The sequence below is a fragment of the Variovorax sp. WS11 genome, assembly GCF_010499245.1.
Taxonomy (GTDB): domain Bacteria; phylum Pseudomonadota; class Gammaproteobacteria; order Burkholderiales; family Burkholderiaceae_C; genus Variovorax.
The window spans coordinates 1,028,620-1,052,791 of sequence record NZ_JAAGOW010000002.1 but is presented as its reverse complement, the minus strand read 5'-3'; the positions used below and the strand labels follow the sequence as shown (position 1 = coordinate 1,052,791).

Sequence of the window (24,172 nt, the reverse complement as noted above, 5' to 3'; positions counted from 1 at the left end):
TTTCATTGAATCGTCGCATCTTCTGCGTGGGCGCAGCAAGCTTCGCCGCGCTGGGGACCGCGGCCTGCGGCGATGGGGGCGGGAGCGGGGGATTCGGTGTGAGCGCGGGCACCACCGGCGCCACGACCGCACAGAACGCGACGGCGACCTCCTCGACCTCGACAGCCGGAAGCACCGGAACCGAATCCACCGGAACGACGGGAACCACCGAAACCACGGCCACCACCAGCTCCGAGTCCGTCGCGCAGGCGCGCAAGTTCGTCCACCCCGGCCTGCTGCACACCGATGCCGATTTCGAGCGCATGCGAACCAAGGTGGCGGCCGGCGCCCAGCCCTGGCTCAGCGGCTGGAACGCGCTCACCGCCAGCAGCCGCGCCCAGTTGGGCCGCGCGCCCGTGCCGCTGGCAACCGTGACGCGCGGCGGCGACGGCGAGAACCACCGCACCATGGTCGAGGACATGGAGCGCGCCTACCAGTTTGCGCTGCGTTGGAAGGTCTCCGGCAACGCCGCCTATGCGGATCTGGCCGTGCAGTACCTCGACGCCTGGTCTTCGACGATGATCACGCTCACCGGCAACGCCGACCGCTTCCTCGCCGCCGGCATCTACGGCTACCAGTGGGCCAACGCAGCCGAGATGATGCGCAGCTACGCGGGATGGTCGGCCGAAGGCGTGGCGCGCTTCCAGAAGCTGTTGCTGGAGGTTTTCTATCCGCTGTGCCACAGCTTCCTGCTCAACCACAACGGCGCGAACATCACCAACTACTGGGCCAACTGGGATCTCTGCAACATCTGCGGCATCCTGGCCATCGGCGTCTTCTGCGATCGCACCGACCACTACGACGAGGCCATCGCGTACTACAAGACCGGCCGCGGCAACGGTGCGGCGGCGCACAACGTCTACATGCTCCATCCCGGCTATCTGGGGCAGTGGCAGGAAAGCGGCCGGGACCAGGGTCACGCCACCCTCGGCATGGCGCTGACCGGATTGCTGTGCGAGATGGCCTGGAGCCAGGGCGAGGACCTGTACGGGTACTGGAACAACCGTTTCCTGGCCGGCGCCGAGTACGTGGCCAAGTCGAACCTGCAGGACGGCAACGGTCAGTACTACTCGCCGCCGTTCTCGACCTATGTCAACCGGCAAGGCACCTTCACCGTGGTGTCGACCGGCGGGCAGCCTAACCTGCGCCCCGCCTGGGAGTCGATCTACAACCACTACGTCAATCGCAAGGGCCTGGCGGCGCCCTGGGTGGCCGCCATCGCTGCCCAGATTCGCCCGGAGCGCAGCGAATGGGGTGGCGACCAGCCGAGCTTCGGCACGCTGACCTACAGCCGCGACGCGGCCGCCGCAGGCTCGCCGCCGAGCGGCCTCACCGCCCATGTCACCGCCGGCCAGGTGCTGATGTCGTGGTGGGGCAGCGCGGGCGCAACGAGCTACAAGGTCAAGCGCGGCAGCTCGGCGAGCGGGCCTTTCGCCACCGTCGCCAGCGTCACCGACCCTCGCACCTACACCGACACGCCGGGCAACGGCATCTGGTACTACGTCGTCACCGCGGTGAGCGGCAGCGGCGAGAGCAGCGTTTCCAACGTGGCGCGCGCGGCACTCCCCACCGAGTTGCGCGTGCGGCTGGCGCTGGATGCGGCCAGCGGAACCACGGCGACCGATGCCAGAGGCAACGCCCAGCACGGCACGCTGCAGGGGGGCGCGAGCTGGGGCCCAGGCCGCAGCAGTGGCGGCGCACTGGCGCTCGACGGCAGCAGCGGCCACCTCGCGCTGCCCACCGGCGTGCTCGCCGGCCTCGGCGACTTCACCATCGCGCTGTGGGTGTACTGGAACGCCGCCGCGACCAACGCGCGCGTGTTCGACTTCGGCTCCAGCGACATCGCCTACCTCGCACTGCTGCCGCGCGACAGCGGCGGCTCGATGCGCTTCACCGTCACCGGCACCACCTGGTATGGCGAGCAGAACATCGTGGCGAGCGCCTTGCCCACCGGCCGCTGGGTGCATCTCGCGGTGACCCTGTCGGGCACCACTAGCACGCTGTACGTCGACGGCGTGGCCGCCGGCAGCAACAACGCGATCGCGCTTGCGCCCTGGCAGCTCGGCGACACGACGCAGAACTGGCTCGGCCGCTCGCAGTACGCGGCCGACCCCTACTTCAACGGCCGCATGCAGGACCTGCGCATCTACAGCGGCGCATTGAGTGCCGCCGACATCGCGGCGCTTGCCGCCTGACGCGCGACCTGGCCGCGCGCCAACTTCTTCACGCGGCGGTGAACGAGGGGCGAACAAGGGGACTTTGATGCTTCTGTTTGCAGGCATGGAGGCTGCACCGCGCCGCTAAGCTCGGTGACAGTTCAATGACTAGCAGGAAGAGGGAATGCCCAGACTCATCGTGTTGGCCCGCAACAGCAGCGTGCGGCAGATCAACATCGCCGGACCGTCCACGACCATCGGACGCGCCGTCGACAACCGCGTGTGCATCGACAGCGACAAGGTGAGCCGTCAGCACGCGCTCATCGAGTGGACGGGCGACCGCTACCTGCTCGCCGACCTCGGCAGCCGCAACGGCACCTACCTCAACGACGAGCGGGTGATCGGCACCCGGCCGCTCGGCAACGGCGATGCGATCACCGTGGGCGACTGCCAGCTGCGCTTTCTCTACAGCACCACCGTGCTGCCGCCGGCCGAGGCCTTGCGGCTGGTGACCGTGCCGGGCGACCTGGACAAGCTCGATGCACAGCCGCGCCGGACCTGGGTGCGCCCGCGCAAGCGCGAGTCGCTGTCCCTGCTGCCCTGAACGCAATGGCCGCAGCGGCGTGTCCACGCGCCGCTTGAGCTATCGTCGGGCGCATGAACTCGCCCCCCAGCCCCATCGATGACGGCGCACGCCCCTCGCTCGAGGTTGCGGTCGTGATGCGGCGCGAGCGGCTGCACGGGCCCTCGAGCCATTGGCAGCCCTGGCGCTGGACGCTCGAGGGGGTGGTGCCCGACGAACCGGGCTTCGGCAGTGCCCCCCGCCTGCTGCAGCAGGACGACGAGGTGCAGCGCTGGCTGCATCCGGGCTTCAAGGTCGAATTGTTTCGCGACGACACCGACGGTTACCGGCTCAACGCGACGACGCCGGCCCCCGGCTGGTTCGTGCTGTGGCGCCTGGAAGAAGAGGCCACGCTGGCCGCGGAGCCGATGGCGCGGCCGGTGGTGGTGACGCTGAGCTACAGCGAGGCGGGCCGCTGGCTGGATGCGCAGGAGACGGTCGAGCAGGTGCCGGCGCCGCCCGAGGTGGTGGAATGGCTGCGCACCTGGGTCGACGAGCACTACGAGGCCGAGCCCAAGCGGCGCCAGCGGCCGCAAAGCTTCAAGCCGCTGGTGGATCGCTTCGGCAATGCGGCCAGCGTGTCGACGGAGAAGAAGCGCGGGCGGGGGGCGGGCGATGTCTGAAGGGTTCTTCGAGCGGTGGTCGCGGCGCAAACAGCTGGTGAGGGGGGGGAGGGGGTGCCGGAGGAGCCGGTCGTGCCGGTGAAGGCGCTTGTAGAGCCTGCGCCGGTTGTGGCCGCGTGCCCTCACCCCAACCCTCCCTCGGAAGAGGAGGGAGAAATACCGCCGGCGCCGACGCTGGAGGATGCGCAGGCGCTCACACCCGACTCGGACTTCAAGCCCTTCCTCGCCAGCAACGTCGCGCCCGAAGTCAAGAACGCCGCGCTCAAGAAGCTGTTCACCGATCCGCACTTCAACGTCATGGATGGTCTCGACACTTACATCGACGACTATTCCGTTTCGACCCCCGTGCCCGAGAGCGTGCTGCGCCAGATGGCCAGCGCGAAATTCATGAAGCTGTTCGACGAGCAGCCTGACAAAGACCCTGAGCCCGACGCAAGCGCGGACGTGGCAGAGTCCGTCTCCACGGATCCCGTTCCCAGCCAACCGGTCGCCACCGATGCGCAGCCGGCCAGCCAAGAAACCGATGACCACCACGCTGATCTGCGACTGCAACAAGACGATGCCACTCGAGCCGAAGACCCTCGGCGCGGCGCTGGCTGAGACGCTGCCCCTCCACTCCACCCTGTGCCGCCGCGAGGCGCCGGCCTTCCAGCGCGCGATCCAGTCCGGCGACGAGGTGATCGTGGCCTGCACGCAGGAGAAGCGCCTGTTCGGCGAGCTCGCGCAGCAGACGCCGGGGGCCGAGTCGCCGATCCGCTTCGTCAACATCCGCGAGACCGGCGGCTGGAGTCGCGATGCGGCGAGCGCCAGCCCGAAGATCGCGGCGCTGCTCGCGCAGGCCCGGCTGCCGGAGCCCGAACCGGTCGGCATCGTGAGCTACAAGAGCCAGGGCCGGCTGCTGGTCGTCGGCGCGCTCGACGAGGCGGAGCGTGTGGCCGCGCTGCTGGCCGACACGCTGGAGGTCACCATCTTCTCGCGCGGCCCCGGCAGCGCGGGCGGTGCGCAGGAGCGCCGCTGGCCCGTGGTCGCCGGCCGCATCGATGCGCTCGCCGGCTGGCTCGGCGCCTTCCAGCTGCGCTGGACGCGCGACAACGCCATCGACCTCGATCTCTGCACCCGTTGCAACGCCTGCGTGGCGGCCTGCCCCGAGCAGGCCATCGGCCTGGACTACCAGATCGACAACGCGAAGTGCCAGTCGCACCGCGACTGCGAGCGGGCCTGCACGGTGGCCGGCGCCATCGACTTCGGCCGCCCGGCCGAGGCCCTCGAGGCCGGCTTCGACCTGGTGCTCGACCTGGGCGAGGCGCCGCTGATCGACTGGCACGCGCCGCCGCAGGGCTACTTCCACCTGCGCGGCGGCCTGACGAATGCGCAGGCGCCCGCGACCCTGCTGCAGTTGCGCGAGCTGGTCGGCGAGTTCGAGAAGCCGAAGTTCTTCGACTACCGGCAGAAGCTCTGCGCCCACAGCCGCAACGAGCAGGTGGGCTGCAATGCCTGCATCGAGGTCTGCTCGGCCCATGCGGTGAGCAGCGACAAGGAGCGCCAGCGCATCGTCGTCAACCCGAACCTCTGCGTGGGCTGCGGCGCTTGCACCACCGTGTGCCCGACCGGCGCGCTGGCCTACGCCTACCCGCATGCGCCCGATCAGGGCACGAAGCTGCGCACGCTGCTCGCCACCTATGCCGTGGCGGGCGGGCGCGATGCGGTGCTGCTGCTGCATGGCCGCGAAGGCGGCCAGGCCCTGATCGAGCAGTTGGGCCGCGAGGCGCGGCTCGGCCGCGCGCAGGGCGTGCCGGCCCAAGTGATTCCGGTCGGCCTCTGGCATGCGGCGAGCACCGGCATCGACCTGTGGCTGAGCGCCGTCGCCTTCGGCGCCTCGCAGGTGGCGGTGCTGGCGACCGGCGAGGAAGCGCCGGCCTACATCGAGGCGCTGCGCGAGCAGATGGCGATCGCACAGGCCGTGCTTGCGGGCCTGGGCTACGCCGGCACGCACTTCCGGCTGATCGAGGCGAGCCGGCCCGCGGCGCTCGACAGCGCGCTGGCCGAGCTGCCCCGCGTGCATCCGCAGCGGCCGGCGGTGCCGGCGCGCTTCGCGGTCGGTGCCGAGAAGCGCAGCACGCTCGAGCTTGCGCTCGACCACCTGGTCGATGCCGCGCCGGCGATGAAGGCCGCCCGCGAAGCACCGCTGGCCATCGCGCTGCCCGCGGCCTCGCCCTACGGCGCCATCGAGGTCGACAAGAGCAAGTGCACCATGTGCCTGGCCTGCGTGAGCGCCTGCCCGGCGAGCGCCCTGCAGGACAACCCCAACGCGCCGCAGTTGCGCTTCGTCGAGAAGAACTGCGTGCAGTGCGGCCTGTGCGCAAGCACCTGCCCCGAGGACGCCATCTCGCTCGTGCCCCGGCTGCTCGTGGCGCCCGAGCGCAGCCAGCCGGTGCTGCTCAACGAGGCGAAGCCCTGGCGCTGCATCCGTTGCGACAAGCCCTTCGGCACCGAGAAGGCGATCGAGGCCATGCTGGGCAAGCTGGCCGGCCATGCGATGTTCCAGGGCGAGGCGCTGGAGCGCCTCAAGATGTGCAGCGACTGCCGGGTCATCGACCTGTACAGCGCCTCCAACGAAATGAAGATCACGCAGCTATGAGCAATCGCTTGCCGGCCACTTCCGCGCTCGACGAGGAGCTTGCGCGCGCCGAGCTCTATGGGCTGCTCGCGCGGCTCTGGTACGCGGCCCCCGATGCCGAACTGCTCGCTGCCTTCCAGGTCGCGCCCACCGAGGCGCCGGCCGCCGGCGCCTTCCTGGAGGAGCCCTGGCGCCAGCTGGTGGGCGTGGCGCGCGGCCTCGACACGGCCGCGGCGCGCGACGAGTACGACGCGCTCTTCGGGGGCATCGGCAAGCCCGAGATCTACCTGTTCGGATCGCACTACCTGAGCGGCTTCCTCAACGACAAGCCGCTGGCGCGCCTGCGCGCCGACCTGGATCGGCTGGGCCTGGCGCGCGAGCAGGCGGTCTCGGAGACCGAGGATCACGTGGCTTGCCTGTTCGAAGTCATGCGCTACCTGATCGCCGGCGAGGACGTCGCGGTGGCCAACTTGACGCAGCAGCAGGCCTTCTTCGCCGCCCATGTGCAGCCCTGGCTGCCGGCGATGTGCGATGCGGTGGCGCAGCATCCGAAGGCGCATTTCTATGCCGCGCTGGCGGGCCTGACCCGGGCCTTCGCCGAGGTCGAGGCCCAGGGCTTCGACATGCTGGCCTAGCCCTGAGGGGCTTTTGATTGCCTCCCTATTAGGGTCTGGACTAGTATCCAAAGATATGTAACTGGTTTCATATCTGGTTTTACCGAGCCACTCCTGGAGTCGATATGCAGGACAGCCAATCCGCCGGCACGAAGCCGGCATCCCGCCGGGGTTTCTTTCTGGGCGCCGCCTCGGTCGGCGCAGCCGCAGCAGCCGTCACGGTGCTGCCCAAGGTCGTCGAGGCGCCGGCCTCCGCCGCCACTCCCGCTCTCAAGCCCGCGCCCGAGAAGGGCGGCGGCTACACGCTGAGCGAACACGTCAAGCGCTACTACCAGACCACTTCGGCCTGAGGACGACACCACCATGCTGCTGACCCGCAAGTCGACCGCCGCCCCGCGCGACGGCGAACCGCTTCATTCTTCATCCGCCGCCTCGCCCTTCGTCCACAGCCTGCGGCGCGGCCTCGCGAATGCCTTGCCGACCATGGACCGGCGCGCCTTCCTGCGGCGCTCGGGGTTGGGGGTCGGTGTCGGCCTGGCCGCCGGCCAGCTCACGCTGATGCGCAAGACGCAGGCGGCCGAGGGCAAGCCGGCGGCCGTCGGCGCCGGCAAGATCGAGGTTCGGCGCACGGTCTGCACCCACTGCTCGGTCGGTTGCGCCTCCGACGCCGTGGTCGAGAACGGCGTCTGGGTCCGGCAGGAGCCGGTCTTCGACTCGCCGCTCAACCTGGGCGCGCACTGCGCCAAGGGTGCCGCGCTGCGCGAGCACGGCCATGGCGAGTACCGGCTGCGCTACCCCATGAAGCTCATCGACGGGAAGTACCAGCGCATCGGCTGGGACCAGGCGCTCGACGAGATCACCGCCAGGCTCAAGGAGCTGCGCCAGGCCAGCGGGCCCGATTCGGTCTACTGGATCGGCTCCAGCAAGCACAACAACGAGCAGGCCTACCTGCTGCGCAAGTTCGTGAGCTTCTTCGGCAGCAACAACTGCGACCACCAGGCGCGCATTTGCCACTCGACCACCGTCGCGGGCGTGGCGAACACATGGGGCTACGGCGCCATGACCAATTCGTACAACGACATGCGCAACTCGAAGGTGGCGATGTACATCGGCTCCAACGCGGCCGAGGCGCACCCGGTGAGCATGCTGCACCTGCTGCACGCCAAGGAGAACGGCTGCAAGGTGATCGTGGTCGACCCGCGCTTCACCCGCACCGCGGCCAAGGCCGACGAGTACGTGCGCATCCGCTCGGGCTCCGACATCCCCTTCCTCTTTGGCATCCTGTACCACATCTTCAAGAACGGCTGGGAAGACAAGAAGTACATCAACGACCGCGTCTTCGGCATGGACGAGGTGCGCGCCGACGTGATGGCCAAGTGGACGCCCGACAAGGTCGAGGAGGCCTGCGGCGTCAAGGAAGCCCAGGTGCTGAAGGTCGCGACCTGGCTCAACGAGAACCGGCCCGGCACCGTCGTCTGGTGCATGGGCCAGACCCAGCACACCATCGGCAATGCCATCGTGCGCGCCTCCTGCATCCTGCAGCTGGCACTGGGCAACGTGGGCAAGTCGGGTGGCGGCACCAACATCTTCCGCGGCCACGACAACGTGCAGGGCGCCACCGACGTCGGGCCCAACCCCGACTCGCTGCCCGGCTACTACGGCATCGCCGAGGGCGCCTGGAAGCACTTCGCCTCCGTCTGGGGCGTGGACTTCGAGTGGATCAAGAAGCAGTTTGCCTCGCCCGCGATGATGAGCAAGCCGGGCATCACGGTCTCGCGCTGGATCGACGGCGTGCTCGAGAAGAACGAGCTGATCGACCAGGACGCCAACCTGCGCGGCGTCTTCTACTGGGGCCACGCCCCCAACTCGCAGACGCGCGGCCTCGAGATGAAGCGGGCCATGGACAAGCTGGACCTGCTGGTGGTGGTGGACCCGTACCCCTCTGCGACCGCGGCCATGGCCGCCATGCCGGGCCGGCCCGAGGACCTGAACCCCAAGCGCGCGGTCTACCTGCTGCCGGCCTGCACCCAGTTCGAGACCAGCGGCTCGGTCACCGCCTCGAACCGCTCGCTGCAATGGCGCGAGAAGGTCATCGAGCCGCTGTGGGAAAGCCGCAGCGACCACATGATCATGCAGCAGTTCGCCGATCGGCTGGGCTTCGGCAAGGAGCTCAGCAAGAACTACAAGATGCAGAAGGTCAAGGGCATGGACGAGCCCCTCCCCGACGACATCCTTCGCGAGATCAACAACAGCTGCTGGACCATCGGCTACACCGGGCAAAGCCCCGAGCGGCTGCAGGCCCACATGCGCAACATGGGCGCCTTCGACGTGCGCACGCTGCGCGCCAAGTCGGGCAAGGACAAGGTCAACGGCTACGACCTCACGGGCGACTACTTCGGCCTGCCCTGGCCCTGCTACGGCACGCCCGCGCTCAAGCACCCGGGCAGCGCCAACCTCTACGACACCTCCAGGCACGTGATGGACGGCGGCGGCAACTTCCGCGCCAACTTCGGCGTGGAGCGCAACGGCAAGAACCTGCTGGCCGAGGACGGCTCGTGTTCGCTGGGCGCCGAGATCACCACCGGCTATCCGGAGTTCGACCACCTGCTGCTCAAGAAGCTCGGCTGGTGGGACGAACTCACCGATGCCGAGAAGGCCAAGGCCGAGGGCAAGAACTGGAAGACCGACAACTCGGGCGGCATCATCCGCGTCACCATGAAGAACCACGGCTGCCACGTCTTCGGCAATGCCAAGGCGCGCGCGCTGGTGTGGAACTTCCCCGATGCCATCCCGCAGCATCGCGAGCCGCTGTACGGCACGCGGCCGGACCTGATGGCCAAGTACCCGACGCACGACGACAAGATGGCCTTCTGGCGCCTGCCCACCCTCTACAAGAGCGTGCAGCAGAAGAACATCGCGGACAAGGTGGCCGAGAAGTTCCCCTACATCATGACTTCCGGCCGCCTGGTCGAGTACGAGGGCGGCGGCGAGGAAACCCGCTCCAACCCCTGGCTCGCCGAGCTGCAGCAGGAGATGTTCATCGAGATCAACCCCAAGGTCGCGGCCGAGAAGAACATCCGCAACGGCGAGCGCGCCTGGGTCCACACGCCCACCGGCGCCAAGCTCAACGTGCAGGCGCTGGTCACCGAGCGGGTGGGGCCCGACACGGTCTTCATGCCCTTCCACTTCTCCGGCCACTGGCAGGGCGCGGACATGCTGCCCTACTACCCGTCGGGCGCGGCGCCGGTGGTGCGCGGCGAGGCGATCAATACCTCGACCACCTATGGCTACGACAGCGTGACCATGATGCAAGAGACCAAGACGACGGTCTGCAACATCGAGAAGGCATAAGGGAGCACCACGATGGCAAGAATGAAATTCGTCTGCGATGCCGAGCGCTGCATCGAATGCAACGGCTGCGTCACCGCCTGCAAGAACGAGAACGAGGTGCCCTGGGGCGTGAACCGCCGCCGGGTGGTCACGCTCAACGATGGCGTGCCGGGCGAGAAGTCGATCTCGGTGGCCTGCATGCACTGCTCCGACGCGCCCTGCATGGCGGTGTGCCCGGTGCAATGCTTCTACCGCACGGAAGAGGGCGTGGTGCTGCACGACAAGGACGTGTGCATCGGCTGCGGCTACTGCTCCTATGCCTGCCCCTTCGGCGCCCCGCAGTTCCCGGCCCAGGGCACCTTCGGCGCGCGCGGCAAGATGGACAAGTGCACCTTCTGCGCCGGCGGCCCCGAGGCCAACGGCTCGCAGGCCGAGTTCGATAAGTACGGTCGCAACCGCCTGGCCGAGGGCAAGCTTCCGGCCTGCGCCGAGATGTGCTCGACCAAGGCGCTGCTCGCCGGTGACGGCGATGTGGTGGCCGACATCTTCCGCACGCGCGTGCTGCACCGCGGCAAAGGCGCCGAGGTGTGGGGCTGGGGCACGGCCTATGGCTCGAAGCAGGCCGGCACGCCGACCAACGGAGGCACGAAGTGAAGCGCGCGGCCAACATCGCGGCGCTCCTGGTTGCGTCCGTGGCACTGCTGGCAGCCTGCGGCGAAAAGCCGCAGACCAACGCCGAGGGCGTGAAGCTCGACGCCGTGCCCTGGAGCGGCACCGGCGACAAGGCCAACACCGGTACCACCTTCACTGCGGCCGGCTGGCAGCCGGGAGACAAGAAGGCCTGGGAGCAGCAGCTCAAGACGCGCGCGCAGAACGGCCAGAACGACTACACCCGCAACTGAGGCCGAAGGAGACTGCATGATCAAAGCCCTGCATGCGCTCGTCCTCGCAGGCGGCTTCGCCTGCGGCCTGGCGATGGCCCAGGCGCAGAACCCGGCCGCCGGCGGGGCGGTGACCGCTGCGCCGGCCGCGCCCGGTACGGCCGCCGCACCCGCCGCTGCAGCGTCGGCGCCCGGCGGCATCCAGAGCCAGAACATCTTCGAGGTCAAGCCTGAGGCCAGTGCCGACCCCAACTACCTGAACCAGAGCAACGGCGAGCGCGCGAAGGTGCAGCCCGGCAACAACGCGCCGATGTGGCGCCAGGTCGGGCAGGGCGTCACCGGCACCAGCAGCCTGCCGCGCTCGCAGGCGCCCGAGGCCGGCAACCTGATCCAGCCCTTCGTCAAGTACCCCGGCTCGCGCTTCACCAACGCCGGCGAGGCCTGGCGCCAGGTGCGCAACGACTGGATCATTCCCTACGGCGCGGCGCTGCTCTTCGTGGTGCTGCTGGCGATCGCGATCTTCTACTTCACGCGCGGGCCGATCGGCCTGCACGGCACCGAGACCGGGCGCAAGATCGAGCGCTTCACGCCCTTCGAGCGCGCCACCCACTGGTCCAACGCGATCGCCTTCGTCACGTTGGCGGTGTCGGGCCTGGTGATGGCCTTCGGCAAGTTCTTCCTGCTGCCGGTGATCGGCGCGGCGCTGTTCGGCTGGCTCACCTATGCGCTCAAGACGGTGCACAACATCGTCGGGCCGCTGTTCGTGGTCACGCTGGTGCTGATGTTCATCACCTTCGTGCGCGACAACCTGCCGCGCGTAGCGGACCTGAAGTGGCTGGCGAAGGGCGGCGGCCTGTTCGGCGGGCAGGAGGTGCCTTCGCACCGCTTCAATGCCGGCGAGAAGGTCGTGTTCTGGGGCGGCATCCTGGTGCTGGGCACCATCGTGGCCGCCTCGGGCCTGTTCCTCGACAAGCTGCTGCCGGGCTTCGTCTACACGCGCGGCGAGATGCAGATCGCGCACATGGTCCACGCGGTGGCGACGATGCTGATGATGGCGCTGATCCTGGGCCACATCTACATCGGCACGCTGGGCATGAAGGGCGCTTACGATGCGATGCGCCACGGCTATGTGGACGAGACCTGGGCCCGCGAGCACCACGCGCTGTGGTACGACGACGTCGCCGCCGGCAAGATCCCGGTGCAGCGCAGCGCCGAGGCCCACGCCACCCCGCCGGTGAGCACCGCCCGCGTCGAAGGAAATCCCTCATGAAGAAGATCGTGATCGCCTGCAGCCTGGCAGTGGCCGGCAGCGCCGTATTCGCCAAGCTGCCCGCACCGGCAGCCACGCCCGAAGCCAAGGCCAAGGCCGCGGAAACCGCCGCCCGCACCGCCTGGAGCGGCAAGGTCGAGGCCTACCAGCTCTGCCAGGCGCAGGACCGCGTGGCCGCGAGGTATCGGGAAAGCGCGGCCGCGGCCGGCAAGCAGCTGCCTGCGGCGCCGACTGCAGCGCCCTGCGCCGATCCTGGCCCCTTCGCCTACACGCCGCCCGAGCAGAAGCCCATCGAGGCCGCGGGTGCGCATTCGCCGCCGGGCACCGCGTCGTCGCCCCCCAGCACGGCGCAGCCGGCCGCGGCGGCGAATCCCACGCCCAAGCAGTGAGTCCCGCGCTCCCGCGCCTGAGTTCGGCGCGCGCACCCCTGACGCGCGAGGTCGAGATCGTCGACGAGCACGGCGAGCGCGGCCTCGTCTCGATCCCGGCCGAGCGCGACCTCACGGTCTATGTGGACCGCCGCGAGCTGGTCACGCTGATGACGCTTGGCGCCCAGCCCGAGCTGCTGGTGCTGGGCTACCTGCTGAACCAGCGGCTCATCGAGTCGGCGGCCGACTGCGAATCCATCACCGTCGACTGGGAAGTCAACGCCGCCGCGGTGAAGACGCATGCCGGCATCGACCGGATCGAGGAGCGCACCGCCAAGAAGGTGGTCACCACCGGCTGCGGCCAGGGCAGCGTGTTCGGCGAGCTGATGGCGGGCATCGAGCGGCTCGCGCTGCCGCCGACGCGCATGCGGCAGTCGCAGCTCTATGCGCTGGTCAATGCGATCCGGCTCCAGGAGAGCACCTACAAGTCGGCCGGCTCGGTGCACGGCTGCGCCCTGTTCACGCTCGGCGAGGGCGACGACGACACGACGATGCAGTGCTTCGTCGAAGACGTGGGCCGCCACAACGCGATCGACACCATTGCCGGCTGGATCGCGATGCAGCCGCCAGGCCGGCTCGAGGGCGGCCGCGTGTTCTACACCACCGGCCGCCTGACCAGCGAGATGATCATCAAGTCGGCCCAGATGGGCGTGGCCATCGTGGTCTCGCGCAGCGGCATCACGCAGATGGGGCACGAGGTCGCGACCCGGGTCGGCCTGTGCGCGATCGGGCGCGCGACCAACAAGCGCTTCGTCTGCTATGCGGGGGCCGAGCGGCTGGAATTTCAGCCGGAACTGGCGCTTCGGTAAAGGCGCGAACTCGGCGCCGCGCCCCGGGGTCCAACGATCCCCTTCGAGGAGGTCGCCATGAACAGACTCATCCTGGCCGCCCTGTTCGCCGCCGCGGCCGCAGCCGCCATGCCCAGCTTCGCGCAACGAGGCGGCGGGCACCAAGGCCGCGCTTTCCATGGCGGTGCCTTCCACGGTCACGGCTTCGCGCGCGCGGCGCCGTTCCGCGGCGTTGCCGGCTTTCCGGCGCACCGGGGGTTCTTCCCCAGGCACCACCATCACCGCTCCGCGGTCTTCATCGGCGCCGGCTTCGCTTTCCCGGCTTACTCCTATCCGCGCTACTACCCGGGCTACTACCCGGTCAGCTACCCGGTCAGCTACGCGGCTCCTTATCCCGCCTACGGTTACCAGGCCGTTCCGGTCGATCCCGGACCCGTCATGCGGCTGTACTGCCCCGATCCGGCGGGCTATTTCCCGGCGGTTCCCGATTGCAGGCAGGACTGGGTCCAGGTGCCGCAGGAGGCAGACGGCGCGCCTCGTTAATTTGATGCCCCTCGCCGCACGATCCCGCGCCCGCATCGGCTATCGTGCGCTCCATGAATGCCTCCGCCCGTCTCGGCTGGCGCACGCTCTGGCGCGACCTGCGCGCCGGTGAGCTGCGCCTTCTCATCGTCGCCGTCGTCCTTGCCGTGGCCGCGCTCACCGCTGTCGGCTTCTTCGCCGACCGGCTCAAGGGTGGCCTGCAGCGCGACGCGCGCCAGCTGATCGGCGGCGATGCGGTCCTGGCCAGCGACAACCCGACGCCCGCTCCCTTCATCGAACGCGCCCGCTCGCTCGGCCTGCAGACGGCCGGCACCTACGGCTTCCCCACCATGGCGCGCGCGAGCGAAGAGCAGGGCGGTGCGACCAAGCTGGTCGCGCTCAAGGCGGTGGAGGCGGGCTATCCGCTGCGCGGCAACTTGCAGATCAGCACCGCGCCCGGCGCGCCGGGCCAGCCCACGCGCGAGGTGCCCGCGCCCGGCGAGGCCTGGGTCGATGCCCCGCTGCTGGAAGCGCTGGCGCTCAAGATGGGCGACACCCTGCTGCTGGGCGACACCGGGCTGCGCATCGCGCGCGTGATCACGCTGGAGCCCGACCGCGGCGCCGGCTTCATGAGCTTCGCGCCGCGCGTGATGCTCAACAAGGCCGACGTGGCGCGCACCGGGCTCGTGCAGCCGGCCAGCCGCGTCAGCTACCGCTTCGCGGTCGCCGGGGACACCCTCGCGGTCAAGCGATTCAGCGACTGGACCGACGCGACCCTCAAGAAGGGCGAACTGCGCGGCATCCGCCTCGACTCCTTCGAGAGCGGCCGCCCCGAGATGCGCCAGACGCTCGACCGCGCCGAGAAATTCCTCAACCTGGTGGCGTTGCTCGCGGCGCTGCTGTCGGCGGTGGCGGTGGCGCTGGCGGCGCGCGGCTTCGCGGCCAACCACCTCGACGACTGCGCCATGCTCCGCGTGCTGGGCCAGAGCCAGCGCACCATCGCCCAGGCCTATGCCTTCGAGTTCGCCGCCATCGGCCTGGCGGCCAGCGCGCTCGGCGTGGCCATCGGCTTTGCCGTGCACTACGTGTTCGTGCTGCTGCTCGCCGGCCTGGTCGAGGCCGCGCTGCCCGCGCCCAGCCTGTGGCCGGTGGCTTTCGGCCTGGGCATGGGGCTCACGCTGCTCTTCGCCTTCGGCCTGCCGCCGGTGCTGCAGCTCGCGCAGGTGCCGCCGCTGCGCGTGATCCGTCGCGACGTGGGCAACCTCAAGCCGGCGTCGATCGCGGTGCTCGGGATCGGCGTGGCCGGCTTCGCGGCCCTGCTGCTGGCGGCCAGCAGCGACATCAAGCTGGGCCTGATCGCGGTCGGCGGCTTCGCCGGCGCCGTGGCGGTGTTCGCACTGCTGAGCTGGCTGGCCGTGCTGCTGCTGCGCCGCAGCGTCAACGAGACCACCGCACCGCGCTGGCTGGTGCTGGCCACGCGCCAGATCTCGGCGCGACCGGCCTACACGGTGGTGCAGGTCAGCGCGCTGGCCGTCGGCCTGCTCGCGCTGATCCTCCTGGTGCTGCTGCGCACCGACCTGGTCGCGAGCTGGCGCCGCGCTTCGCCGCCCGATGCGCCCAACCGCTTCGTGATCAACGTGATGCCCGACCAGAGCGAGGCCTTCCGCCAGGCCCTGCAGGCCGGCGGCGTGAAGAAGTACGACTGGTATCCGATGATCCGCGGCCGGCTGGTCGCGATCAACGACAAGCCGGTCTCGCCCGACGACTATGCGGACGACCGCGCCAAGCGCCTGGTCGACCGCGAGTTCAACCTCAGCAACGCGGCCGAGCGGCCCTCGCACAACGAGGTGGTGGCCGGCAGCTGGGCGCCCGAGAAAAAGGGCGAGGTCAGCGTGGAGCAGGGCCTGATGGAGACACTGGGCCTCAAGCTGGGCGACCAGCTGCGCTTCGACATCGGCGGCCAGCAGAACGACGCGCGCATCACCTCCGTGCGCAAGGTCGACTGGGGCTCGATGCACGCGAACTTCTTCGTGATGTACACCGTGAGCTCGCTGGGCGACGTGCCCGTCACCTACATGAGCGCCTTCCGCGCGCCGGACCGTCCGGGCTTCGACAACGCCCTGGTGCGCACCTTCCCCAACGTCACCAACGTGGACATGAGCGCCACCATCGGCCAGGTCCAGCGCGTGCTCGACCAGGTGATCCGCGCGGTGGAGTTCCTGTTCGGCTTCACGCTCGCGGCCGGCCTGGTGGTGCTGTTCGCCGCCGTCACCGCCACGCGCGAGGAGCGCGCGCGCGAGTTCGCGGTGATGCGCGCCGTGGGCGCGCGCGGCAGCCTGCTGCGCCAGGTGCAGCGCGCGGAGCTGGTGGGCGTCGGGCTGCTGGCCGGCTTCCTGGCCAGCATCGTGGCCTCGCTGATCGGCTGGGGCCTGGCGCGCTTCGTGTTCGAGTTCAGCTGGACTGCTTCGCCGCTGGTGCCGGTGACCGGCTCGCTGGCCGGTGCCGTGCTGGCGCTGGCGGCCGGCTGGTGGGGGCTGCGCGAAGTGCTGCGGCGGCCGGTGGTGGATACCTTGAGGCGCGCTGCGGAATAGGCGCGCCGGGGCTACGATCGCCCCGAGAGGTGATCGAATGACGAACGACACGCGCCCCGCAGTGCTGGACCTGATCGGCAACACGCCGCTGGTCCCCGTCACGCGGCTGGACACGGGCCCCTGCACCCTGTTCCTCAAGCTCGAGTCGCAGAACCCCGGCGGCTCGATCAAGGACCGCGTGGGTCTCGCGATGATCGACGCGGCCGAGCGCGACGGGCGCCTCGCGCCCGGCGGCACGGTGGTCGAGGCCACCGCCGGCAACACCGGCCTGGGCCTGGCGCTGGTGGCGCGCGCCAAGGGCTATCGCGTGGTGCTGGTGGTGCCCGACAAGATGGCCACCGAGAAGGTGCTCCACCTGAAGGCGCTGGGCGCCGAGGTCCACACCACGCGCTCGGACGTGGGCAAGGGCCATCCCGAGTACTACCAGGACTATGCGGCGCGGCTCGCCGGGGAGATCCCCGGGGCCTTCTTCGCCGACCAGTTCAACAACCCCGACAACCCGCTCGCGCATGCCTCCAGCACCGGGCCCGAGATCTGGCAGCAGTGCGGGCACGATGTGGATGCGATCGTCGTCGGCGTCGGCTCCGGCGGCACCGTGACCGGGCTCACGCGCTATTTCCGCGAGGTGCAGCCCGCGCTCTTCTTCGTGCTGGCCGATCCGGCGGGCTCGGTGGTCGCGGAGTACACGCGCAGCGGCACCGTGGGGGAGGCCGGATCGTGGGCGGTCGAGGGCATCGGCGAGGATTTCATTCCGGGCATCGCCGATCTCTCCGGCGTGAAGAAAGCTTATTCGATCACCGACGAGGAAAGCTTCGGCACCGCCCGCGAGCTGCTGCGGGTCGAGGGCATCCTGGGCGGCTCGTCGACCGGCACGCTGCTGGCGGCGGCGCTGCGCTTCTGCCGCGAGCAGACCCAGCCGCTGCGGGTCGTGAGCTTCGTGTGCGACACCGGCACGCGCTATCTCTCGAAGGTCTACAACGACCAGTGGATGCTCGACCAGGGCCTGCTCGCGCGCGAGCGCTTCGGCGACCTGCGCGACGTGGTCTCGCGCCGCTTCGAGGACGGCAGCGTGATCAGCGTCGGGCCCGAGGACACGCTGCTCACCGCCTTCCAGCGCATGCGCCTGGCGGACGTGTCGCAGCTGCCAGTGCTGGAAGGCACGCAACTGGTCGGCGTGATCGATGAATCCGACCTGCTGCTGAGCGTGCATACGGACGCGAGCCGCTTCCGCTCGAGCGTGAGGAGCGCAATGACCGACCTGCCCGAGACCCTGCCGTCCAGCGCCAGCCTGGCCGAGCTCGAAGCGGTGCTCGACCGCGGCCTGATCGCGATGATCTCGGACGAGGCCGGCTTCCACGGCCTCATCACCCGCACCGATCTCTTGAACCATCTCCGGAGAAAGTTGAAGTGAGCCAAGAAAAGGACCCGCACGACCAACTCGGCTTTGCCACCCGCGTGATCCATGCGGGCCAGGCGCCCGACCCCTCGACCGGCGCGATCATGCCGCCCATCTACGCCACGTCCACCTACGTCCAGCAGAGCCCCGGCGTGCACAAGGGCCTGGACTACGGCCGCTCGCACAACCCCACGCGCTGGGCGCTGGAGCGCTGCGTGGCGGACCTCGAAGGCGGCTCGGCGGCCTTCGCCTTCGCCTCGGGCCTGGCCGCCATCTCGACCACGCTGGAACTGCTGGACGCCAATGCCCACATCGTCTCGGGCGACGACGTCTACGGCGGCACCTTCCGGCTGTTCGAGCGCGTGCGCGCGCGCAGCGCGGGGCACCGCTTCAGCTTCGTCGACCTGACCGATCCGGTTCGGCTGCTGGAAGCGCTGACGCCCGAGACGCGCATGGTGTGGGTCGAGACGCCGACCAATCCCCTGTTGCGCCTGGCCGACCTGCGCGCCATCGCCGCGATCTGCCGCGAGCGCGACATCCTCTGCGTGGCCGACAACACCTTCGCCAGCCCCTGGGTTCAGCGGCCGCTGGAGCTGGGTTTCGACGTCGTGGTGCACTCCACCACCAAGTACCTCAACGGCCATTCGGACGTGATCGGCGGCGTGGCCGTGGTCGGCCGCGAGGAGCGCCACGCGCCCTTGCGCGAGCGCCTGGGCTTCCTGCAGAACTCGGTGGGTGCGATCGCCGGGCCCTTCGACAGCTTCCTCACGCTGCGCGGCGTGAAGACGCTCGCTCTGCGCATGGAGCGCCATTGCAGCAGCGCGCTGGCGCTCGCCCAGTGGCTCGAGGCGCGGCCGCAGGTGGCGCGCGTCCATTACCCCGGCCTGGCCTCGCACCCGCAGCACGAGCTGGCGCAGCAGCAGATGCGCCAGGGCTTCGGCGGCATGATCTCCATCGACCTGAAGACCGACCTCGCCGGCACGCGGCGCTTCCTGGAAGCGGTGCGCATCTTCTCGCTGGCCGAGAGCCTGGGCGGCGTCGAGAGCCTGATCGAGCACCCGGCCATCATGACCCACGCCACCATCCCGGCCGAGACGCGCGCGCGGCTGGGCATCGGCGATGGGCTGGTGCGGCTGTCTGTCGGCGTCGAGGACCTGGAGGACCTGCGCACTGACCTGCGGCAGGCGCTCGCGAAGATCTAGGCGCTCAAATCACCCGCGAGGTTGGCCAGCGTCTCAGGCGCAATGACCATCATCGCCGGGTAGTTCGTGTGATCGCAGCCCAGCTTGACCTGCGCACCCGCCCGCACCGCTGCACGCGCCGCGTCGTCGAACTCGAAGCGCAGGAAGTGCACCGCCGAGGTCTTCTCGTCGGTCTCCCGTTCCAGATCCTCGTCGGCGATGGCGTAGACACGCGCATGGCCCTCGACCTCGACGAACATGCGGTCTTCCACGCCGATGAGGCGCGCCAACTCGCGCTTGCGCTCGTGCACTTCGGTGTACTCGATCAGCATGGTCGCCTTCCAGTTGCTGCCGTCGGGCACCAGCGGCAGGTAGGCGTCGATTTCGCTGCGGATGCCGTCCGCCTCGAAGATTTTCTCGATGTGCAGCATCTCCTGGATCTGGCGGCGGATGGTGGTCTCGTCCTCGAACTGCACGCTCACATGCTCGCCCAGGCGCACCGTGCGCAGCTTGCGGTGGGCGATGAACTCCGGGGCGCTCGATTTGCGGACCTTGGCGTAGGCCTCCAGCGTCATCAGGGTGTCGGGGGTGATGGTCATCGTGGCTACTCCAGGCCGTAGGCCATGCGCATCAGGCTCAGCGGATGCTGCAGCTTCGCCGCCGGCAGCCCGTCCTGTGCCATGCCCTGCGCGATGTGGTGGCCGGCCAGCGCGCAGTCGGAGCTGATGTAGTCGGGTCCGTTCTTGCCCATGGCCTTGAACACCGGCTTGCCGATCTTCATCGCCACCGGGTGGTAGGGCGTCTTCACGCCGTAGGTGCCGGCGTGGCCTGAGCAGCGCTCCACCGTATTGAGCTGCACCGGCACCGTCTGCCCGATCAGCTTGAACATCTCCTCGGTCTTGCGGCCGATCTTCTGCACCCGGCCATGGCAGGGGATGTGGTAGCTGATCTTGCCCAGCGGCGTCTTGAAGTCGGTCTTGAGCAGGCCGTCCTTGTGACGCGCCACCAGATACTCGAAGGGGTCGTACATGGCCTGTTGCACCAGCTTCACGTCGGCATCATCCGGGAAGAGCAGCGGCAGCTCCTGCTTGTACATCAGCGTGCAGGAGGGGACGGCCGTGAGGATCGCGAAGCCGTCCTTCGCGTATTGGGCCAGCACCGGGATGTTGGCTTCCTTGTGCCGGGCCACGCCATCGAGATCGCCGAGCTCGAACTTGGGCATGCCGCAGCAGCTCTCCTTCGAGACGATCGTGTAGGGGATGGCGTTGTGCCTGAGCAGCTTGATCAGGTCGAAGCCGATGCCCGGCTCGTTGTAGTTGACGTAGCAGGTCGCGAAGATCGCGACCTTGCCGGGCGTGCGCTCGCCGTCGACCACCGGCGGCGGCGCGTCGTCCTTGGGGGCGCTCCAGCGGAAGCGCTTGGCCGCCAGGTCGGGCAGCCAGGCATCCGGGTGTACGTGCAGCGCGCTGTCCAGCAGCTTGCGCATCGGCTTCGTCCTGTTCAGCGCATTGACCGTCTGCACCACCACCGGAATGCCCGCGAACTTGCCGTGCACGTCGGTGGAGGCGAGCAGCTTTTCGCCACCCGCGACCCCGCCGTTCCTGAACTTGATGGCCTTGGCGCGCAGCATGGTGTGCGGGAAGTCCACGTTCCACGGATGCGGCGGCACGTAGGGGCACTTGGTCATGTAGCAGAGGTCGCACAGGTAGCACTGGTCGACCACGCTGCCATAGTGCTTGGGGTCCACGCCGTGGACCTCGCCGTCCTCGGTCGCGTCGACCAGGTCGAAGAGGTTCGGGAAGGCCTGGCACAGGCTGACGCAGCGGCGGCAGCCGTGACAGATGTCGAAGATGCGCGTCATCTCGCGCTCGCACGCGGCCTGGTCGTAGAACTCGGGGTTCTTCCAGTCCACCGGGTGGCGCGTCGGCGCCTCGAGATTGCCTTCTCGACTCGTCATGGGATGGCCCGCGGCCGGCGCGCAGCGTCAACGGGCAGGGAACCCGGCGAGGACTCCTGCCCGGCAAGCACCGCGCGGCTCAGTCGACCAGCGCCTCGAGCGCCTTGGTGTAGCGGTTGGCGTGCGAGCGCTCGGCCTTGGCCAGCGTCTCGAACCAGTTGGCGATCTCGTCGAAGCCCTCTTCGCGGGCCTGCTTGGCCATGCCCGGGTACATGTCGGTGTACTCGTGGGTCTCGCCGGCGACGGCGGCCTTCAGGTTGAGGCGGCTGTCGCCGATCGGCAGGCCGGTGGCCGGGTCGCCCGAGCCGTGCTCGAGGAACTCCAGATGGCCGTGCGCATGGCCGGTTTCGCCTTCGGCGGTGGAGCGGAACAGCGCTGCGACATCGTTCTGGCCTTCGACGTCGGCCTTGGTCGCGAAGTACAGGTAGCGTCTGTTGGCCTGGGATTCGCCTGCAAAGGCGTCCTTCAGGTTCTGCTCGGTTCTCGATCCTTTCAAGTCCATGGCTATCTCCTGGGATTGGCTAGGCATGCAAAGTGAAACCGTCGCTGCCGTGGCAGCGGCGCCCCTGCAATCTACACCAAGCAGCGGTGTGCGCCATACACGTGCCATACAAAGCCTCAATAAGGATCATTGAGGCAGGCAATGGGCTGCGGGTGGGCATCAGCCCGGCAGCACGGCCTCGCGCAGCTGCGGGAACACCTTGGCCACCTTGGCGAGCAGGTAGTCGCCATAGATGCCGTCGAGGGCATGCACGTTGGCGTGGTCCCAGCGGGTGGCGCTGTCGTCGACCACGGCGGGCCGGGGCAGGCCCTCGATGGGCTTGACCCGCGCATGGAAGTTGGGGTCGAAGAAGAGCGGGAAGGACAGCCGGTCGCGGCCGGAGGTGTTGCGGACCACGCGGTGCGGCGTCGAGCGGTAGAGCCCGCCGGTCATGCGGTCGAGCATGTCGCCGATGTTGATCACGAAGGCGTCGGGGATCGGCGTCGCGTCGATCCAGCCTTCGCCCGTGCGCACCTGCAGGCCGCCGATGTCGTCCTGGCACAGGATGGTGAGCAGGCCGTAGTCGGTGTGCTCGCCCACCCCCCATGCGACGTCCAGGCCGGCCGGCACCGGCTGGGTGGGGTAGTTGAAGAGGCGAAGGAGGATCAGCGGGTCGGCCGTGTAGCGCTCGGCGAAGTAGTCGGCCGCCAGGCCGAGGCTCAGCGCGATGCCCTCCATCAACTGATGGCCCAGGCGCGTGGCCGCTGCCATGTAGTCGAGGATCGTCTGCCTGAGGCCGGGGATGTCCGGGAACAGGTTGCGCCCGTGTACCGGCGTGCGCGCGAGCACCAGCGGATCGTCCTCGGGCAGCTCGGTGCCGAGGTAGAGCCCCTCCTTCCAGTCGGGCCGGCCCGAGGTGAGCTCGCCACCGGTCGGGAAATAGCCACGCCACGCGCGTCCGCCCAGTTCCATGCGCCACTGCATCTTGGTGGCTTCGGGTAGCGCGAAGAAGGCGCGGCTGAGCGCTTCGAGGCGCTGCGTCAGCGCGCGGTCGACGCCGTGGCCGGTGGCGTAGAAGAAGCCGTGCGCGCGGCAGGCCTCGCCGATGCGTGCGGCGACCTCAGTGCGCTCGGGCGCTCGCGCCACCAGCGGTGCGATGTCGATCACGGGCAGCGAAGGGGTCGTCGATGTACTCATCGAAGTCAGCGTATCAAACCGCGTGCGCGAAGGGCGTGCGGATGTCGGCAAGAAACTGCTGCGCGCGCGGGTGTTGCGGTCGGTTGAAGAAGTCGTCGGGCGTGGCGCGCTCCAGCACGCGGCCGGCGTCCATGAAGAGCACGCGGTCGGCCACGTCGCGCGCGAAGCCCATCTCGTGCGTCACGACCACCATGGTCATGCCTTCGCGCGTGAGGTCGCGCATCACCAGCAGCACCTCGCCGACCATCTCGGGGTCGAGCGCGCTGGTGGGCTCGTCGAAGAGCATCAGGGGCGGCTGCATGGCCAGCGCCCGCGCGATCGCCACGCGCTGCTGCTGGCCGCCCGAGAGCTCGGAGGGAAAGGCGTCGGCCTTGTTCGCCAGGCCGACGCGCTCGAGCAGGGCCATGGCGCGCTCCGTGGCTTCCGCGCGCGAGAGGCCGCGCAGCTGGATCGGCGCCAGCGTGCAATTGCCGATGACCGTGAGATGCGGGAACAGGTTGAACTGCTGGAACACGAAGCCGATGTGCGAGCGGAAGTCGTTGAGGTCGATGCCGCGCGCATGGATGTCCTTGCCGTCGACCGTGATGCGGCCGGACTTGATCGGCTCCAGCCGGTTGATGGTGCGGATGAGCGTGGACTTGCCCGAGCCCGAGGGGCCGCAGACCACCACCACCTCGCCGCGGGCGATGGTCTCGCTCACGTCGACCAGCGCGTGATAGTCGCCGTACCACTTGTTGACCTTGTCGAATTCGATCATGCGGGTGCCTTCGGTGCTTCGCGGACAGTCGTGCGCCGGCCGGTGCGCCGCTCCAGCCAGTAGGCGAAGCGCGACAGCCCGAAGCACATCACGAAATAAGTGAGGCCCAGGACCACGTAGACCTGGACGGGCTTGGTGAAGACCTGGGTGTTGATCTGCGAGGCGATAAAGGACACCTCGGCCAGGCCGATGATGTAGCCCAGCGAGGTCTCCTTGATGGTGGAGACGAACTGGTTCACCAGCGAGGGCAGCATGCTGCGCAGCGCCTGCGGCAGCACCACGAAGCGCATGGTGCGGCCCCAGCCCAGTCCCAGCGAGCGCGCGCTCTCGACCTGGCCGCGCGGCAGGCCCAGGATGCCGGCGCGCACGATCTCGCCGATGTAGATGCCGTCGAAGACCACCAGCGCGATCAGCATGGTGGTGAACTGGTCGGTCTTGACGCCGGTCACGCTGGGCAGGAAGAAGTAGGCCCAGAACACCACCATCAGCAGCGGCGTGCCGCGCACCACGAACGCCACCAGCGTCACCGGCCAGCGCAGCCACCGCCAGGGGCTCACGCGCGCGAGGCCCAGCAGCAGGCCGAAGGGCAAGGCGAGCACCAGGCCCAGCGAGGCCAGCAACACCGTGAGCGCCAGTCCGCCCAGCGGGCCATTGGGATACTGGCCGATCAGGAAGTAGACCCAGTAGTCGCGGATGAGCTCGATCACGATGCGGCTCCGGTG

General features: G+C 69.1%; 23 protein-coding genes. 17 read left to right on the top strand and 6 right to left on the bottom strand.

The annotated features are described in order from the left end of the window. Positions 1–5: 5 nt before the first annotated feature. From GXN78_RS25490 to GXN78_RS25410, 17 genes are all read left to right on the top strand, one after another. A complete protein-coding gene (locus GXN78_RS25490) occupies positions 6–2,234 on the top strand; it encodes a LamG-like jellyroll fold domain-containing protein (RefSeq protein ID WP_308812404.1) in 2,229 nt (742 codons plus the stop codon). A 145-nt stretch (positions 2,235–2,379) separates the two neighbouring features. Then, positions 2,380–2,799 (top strand): FHA domain-containing protein, encoded by a 420-nt coding sequence (locus GXN78_RS25485; protein ID WP_106556500.1) that lies wholly within the window; start codon positions 2,380–2,382, stop codon positions 2,797–2,799. Positions 2,800–2,852: 53 nt separating this feature from the next. Continuing rightward, positions 2,853–3,440 carry a DUF3305 domain-containing protein gene (locus tag GXN78_RS25480; protein ID WP_106556499.1) on the top strand — a complete coding sequence of 196 codons (588 nt, stop codon included), beginning with the start codon at positions 2,853–2,855 and terminating at the stop codon, positions 3,438–3,440. Between the two features lie 72 nt (positions 3,441–3,512). Then, entirely contained in the window at positions 3,513–4,040 is a 528-nt protein-coding gene (locus GXN78_RS25475) for a DUF3306 domain-containing protein (RefSeq protein WP_343231029.1), read from the top strand. Continuing rightward, positions 3,964–6,078 carry a 4Fe-4S binding protein gene (locus GXN78_RS25470; RefSeq protein ID WP_239142903.1) on the top strand — a complete coding sequence of 705 codons (2,115 nt, stop codon included), beginning with the start codon at positions 3,964–3,966 and terminating at the stop codon, positions 6,076–6,078. Before GXN78_RS25475 ends, GXN78_RS25470 begins: the two co-directional genes overlap by 77 nt. Then, entirely contained in the window at positions 6,075–6,692 is a 618-nt protein-coding gene (locus GXN78_RS25465; protein WP_106556497.1) for a molecular chaperone TorD family protein, read from the top strand. Before GXN78_RS25470 ends, GXN78_RS25465 begins: the two co-directional genes overlap by 4 nt. Positions 6,693–6,796: 104 nt before the next feature. After that, positions 6,797–7,021 carry a formate dehydrogenase gene (locus tag GXN78_RS25460; RefSeq protein WP_106556496.1) on the top strand — a complete coding sequence of 75 codons (225 nt, stop codon included), beginning with the start codon at positions 6,797–6,799 and terminating at the stop codon, positions 7,019–7,021. Positions 7,022–7,034: 13 nt separating this feature from the next. Beyond that, positions 7,035–10,022, top strand: a complete 2,988-nt coding sequence (locus tag GXN78_RS25455) for a formate dehydrogenase subunit alpha (RefSeq protein WP_106556495.1) — start codon at positions 7,035–7,037, stop codon at positions 10,020–10,022. Between the two features lie 12 nt (positions 10,023–10,034). Further along, positions 10,035–10,655: a formate dehydrogenase FDH3 subunit beta gene (gene fdh3B / locus GXN78_RS25450; protein WP_106556494.1), complete on the top strand. Its 621-nt coding sequence runs from the start codon at positions 10,035–10,037 to the stop codon at positions 10,653–10,655. After that, positions 10,652–10,903: a hypothetical protein gene (locus tag GXN78_RS25445; RefSeq protein ID WP_106556493.1), complete on the top strand. Its 252-nt coding sequence runs from the start codon at positions 10,652–10,654 to the stop codon at positions 10,901–10,903. Before fdh3B ends, GXN78_RS25445 begins: the two co-directional genes overlap by 4 nt. Before the next feature lie 16 nt (positions 10,904–10,919). Further along, on the top strand, positions 10,920–12,152 hold the full coding sequence (locus tag GXN78_RS25440) for a formate dehydrogenase subunit gamma (protein ID WP_106556492.1): 1,233 nt from the start codon (positions 10,920–10,922) through the stop codon (positions 12,150–12,152). Further along, a complete protein-coding gene (locus GXN78_RS25435; RefSeq protein ID WP_106556491.1) occupies positions 12,149–12,541 on the top strand; it encodes a hypothetical protein in 393 nt (130 codons plus the stop codon). Before GXN78_RS25440 ends, GXN78_RS25435 begins: the two co-directional genes overlap by 4 nt. Beyond that, the gene (locus GXN78_RS25430) at positions 12,538–13,389 is read left to right on the top strand and encodes a formate dehydrogenase accessory sulfurtransferase FdhD (RefSeq protein ID WP_106556490.1); all 852 of its coding nucleotides are present in this window, start codon (positions 12,538–12,540) and stop codon (positions 13,387–13,389) included. Before GXN78_RS25435 ends, GXN78_RS25430 begins: the two co-directional genes overlap by 4 nt. Positions 13,390–13,446: 57 nt before the next feature. Beyond that, positions 13,447–13,911 carry a hypothetical protein gene (locus tag GXN78_RS25425; RefSeq protein ID WP_106556489.1) on the top strand — a complete coding sequence of 155 codons (465 nt, stop codon included), beginning with the start codon at positions 13,447–13,449 and terminating at the stop codon, positions 13,909–13,911. Between the two features lie 53 nt (positions 13,912–13,964). After that, positions 13,965–16,481: an FtsX-like permease family protein gene (locus GXN78_RS25420; RefSeq protein WP_106556488.1), complete on the top strand. Its 2,517-nt coding sequence runs from the start codon at positions 13,965–13,967 to the stop codon at positions 16,479–16,481. 37 nt (positions 16,482–16,518) lie between these two features. After that, positions 16,519–17,892 (top strand): pyridoxal-phosphate dependent enzyme, encoded by a 1,374-nt coding sequence (locus GXN78_RS25415; protein WP_106556487.1) that lies wholly within the window; start codon positions 16,519–16,521, stop codon positions 17,890–17,892. Next, complete coding sequence (locus GXN78_RS25410; protein WP_106556486.1) at positions 17,889–19,079, top strand: PLP-dependent aspartate aminotransferase family protein; 1,191 nt, start codon at positions 17,889–17,891, stop codon at positions 19,077–19,079. Before GXN78_RS25415 ends, GXN78_RS25410 begins: the two co-directional genes overlap by 4 nt. Here the strand turns inward: GXN78_RS25410 and GXN78_RS25405 are convergent. From GXN78_RS25405 to GXN78_RS25380, 6 genes are all read right to left on the bottom strand, one after another. Next, complete coding sequence (locus GXN78_RS25405) at positions 19,076–19,657, bottom strand: DUF3501 family protein (protein WP_106556485.1); 582 nt, start codon at positions 19,655–19,657, stop codon at positions 19,076–19,078. The genes GXN78_RS25410 and GXN78_RS25405 overlap by 4 nt on opposite strands. Before the next feature lie 5 nt (positions 19,658–19,662). Then, the gene (locus tag GXN78_RS25400; protein ID WP_106556484.1) at positions 19,663–21,015 is read right to left on the bottom strand and encodes a heterodisulfide reductase-related iron-sulfur binding cluster; all 1,353 of its coding nucleotides are present in this window, start codon (positions 21,013–21,015) and stop codon (positions 19,663–19,665) included. Positions 21,016–21,094: 79 nt separating this feature from the next. After that, complete coding sequence (locus tag GXN78_RS25395; protein WP_106556483.1) at positions 21,095–21,517, bottom strand: rubrerythrin family protein; 423 nt, start codon at positions 21,515–21,517, stop codon at positions 21,095–21,097. A 159-nt stretch (positions 21,518–21,676) separates the two neighbouring features. Beyond that, the gene (locus GXN78_RS25390; RefSeq protein ID WP_106556482.1) at positions 21,677–22,693 is read right to left on the bottom strand and encodes a 2-oxoglutarate and iron-dependent oxygenase domain-containing protein; all 1,017 of its coding nucleotides are present in this window, start codon (positions 22,691–22,693) and stop codon (positions 21,677–21,679) included. 13 nt (positions 22,694–22,706) lie between these two features. Continuing rightward, positions 22,707–23,450: an amino acid ABC transporter ATP-binding protein gene (locus GXN78_RS25385; protein WP_106556481.1), complete on the bottom strand. Its 744-nt coding sequence runs from the start codon at positions 23,448–23,450 to the stop codon at positions 22,707–22,709. Next, positions 23,447–24,157 carry an amino acid ABC transporter permease gene (locus tag GXN78_RS25380; RefSeq protein WP_106556480.1) on the bottom strand — a complete coding sequence of 237 codons (711 nt, stop codon included), beginning with the start codon at positions 24,155–24,157 and terminating at the stop codon, positions 23,447–23,449. Before GXN78_RS25380 ends, GXN78_RS25385 begins: the two co-directional genes overlap by 4 nt. Positions 24,158–24,172 lie beyond the last annotated feature (15 nt).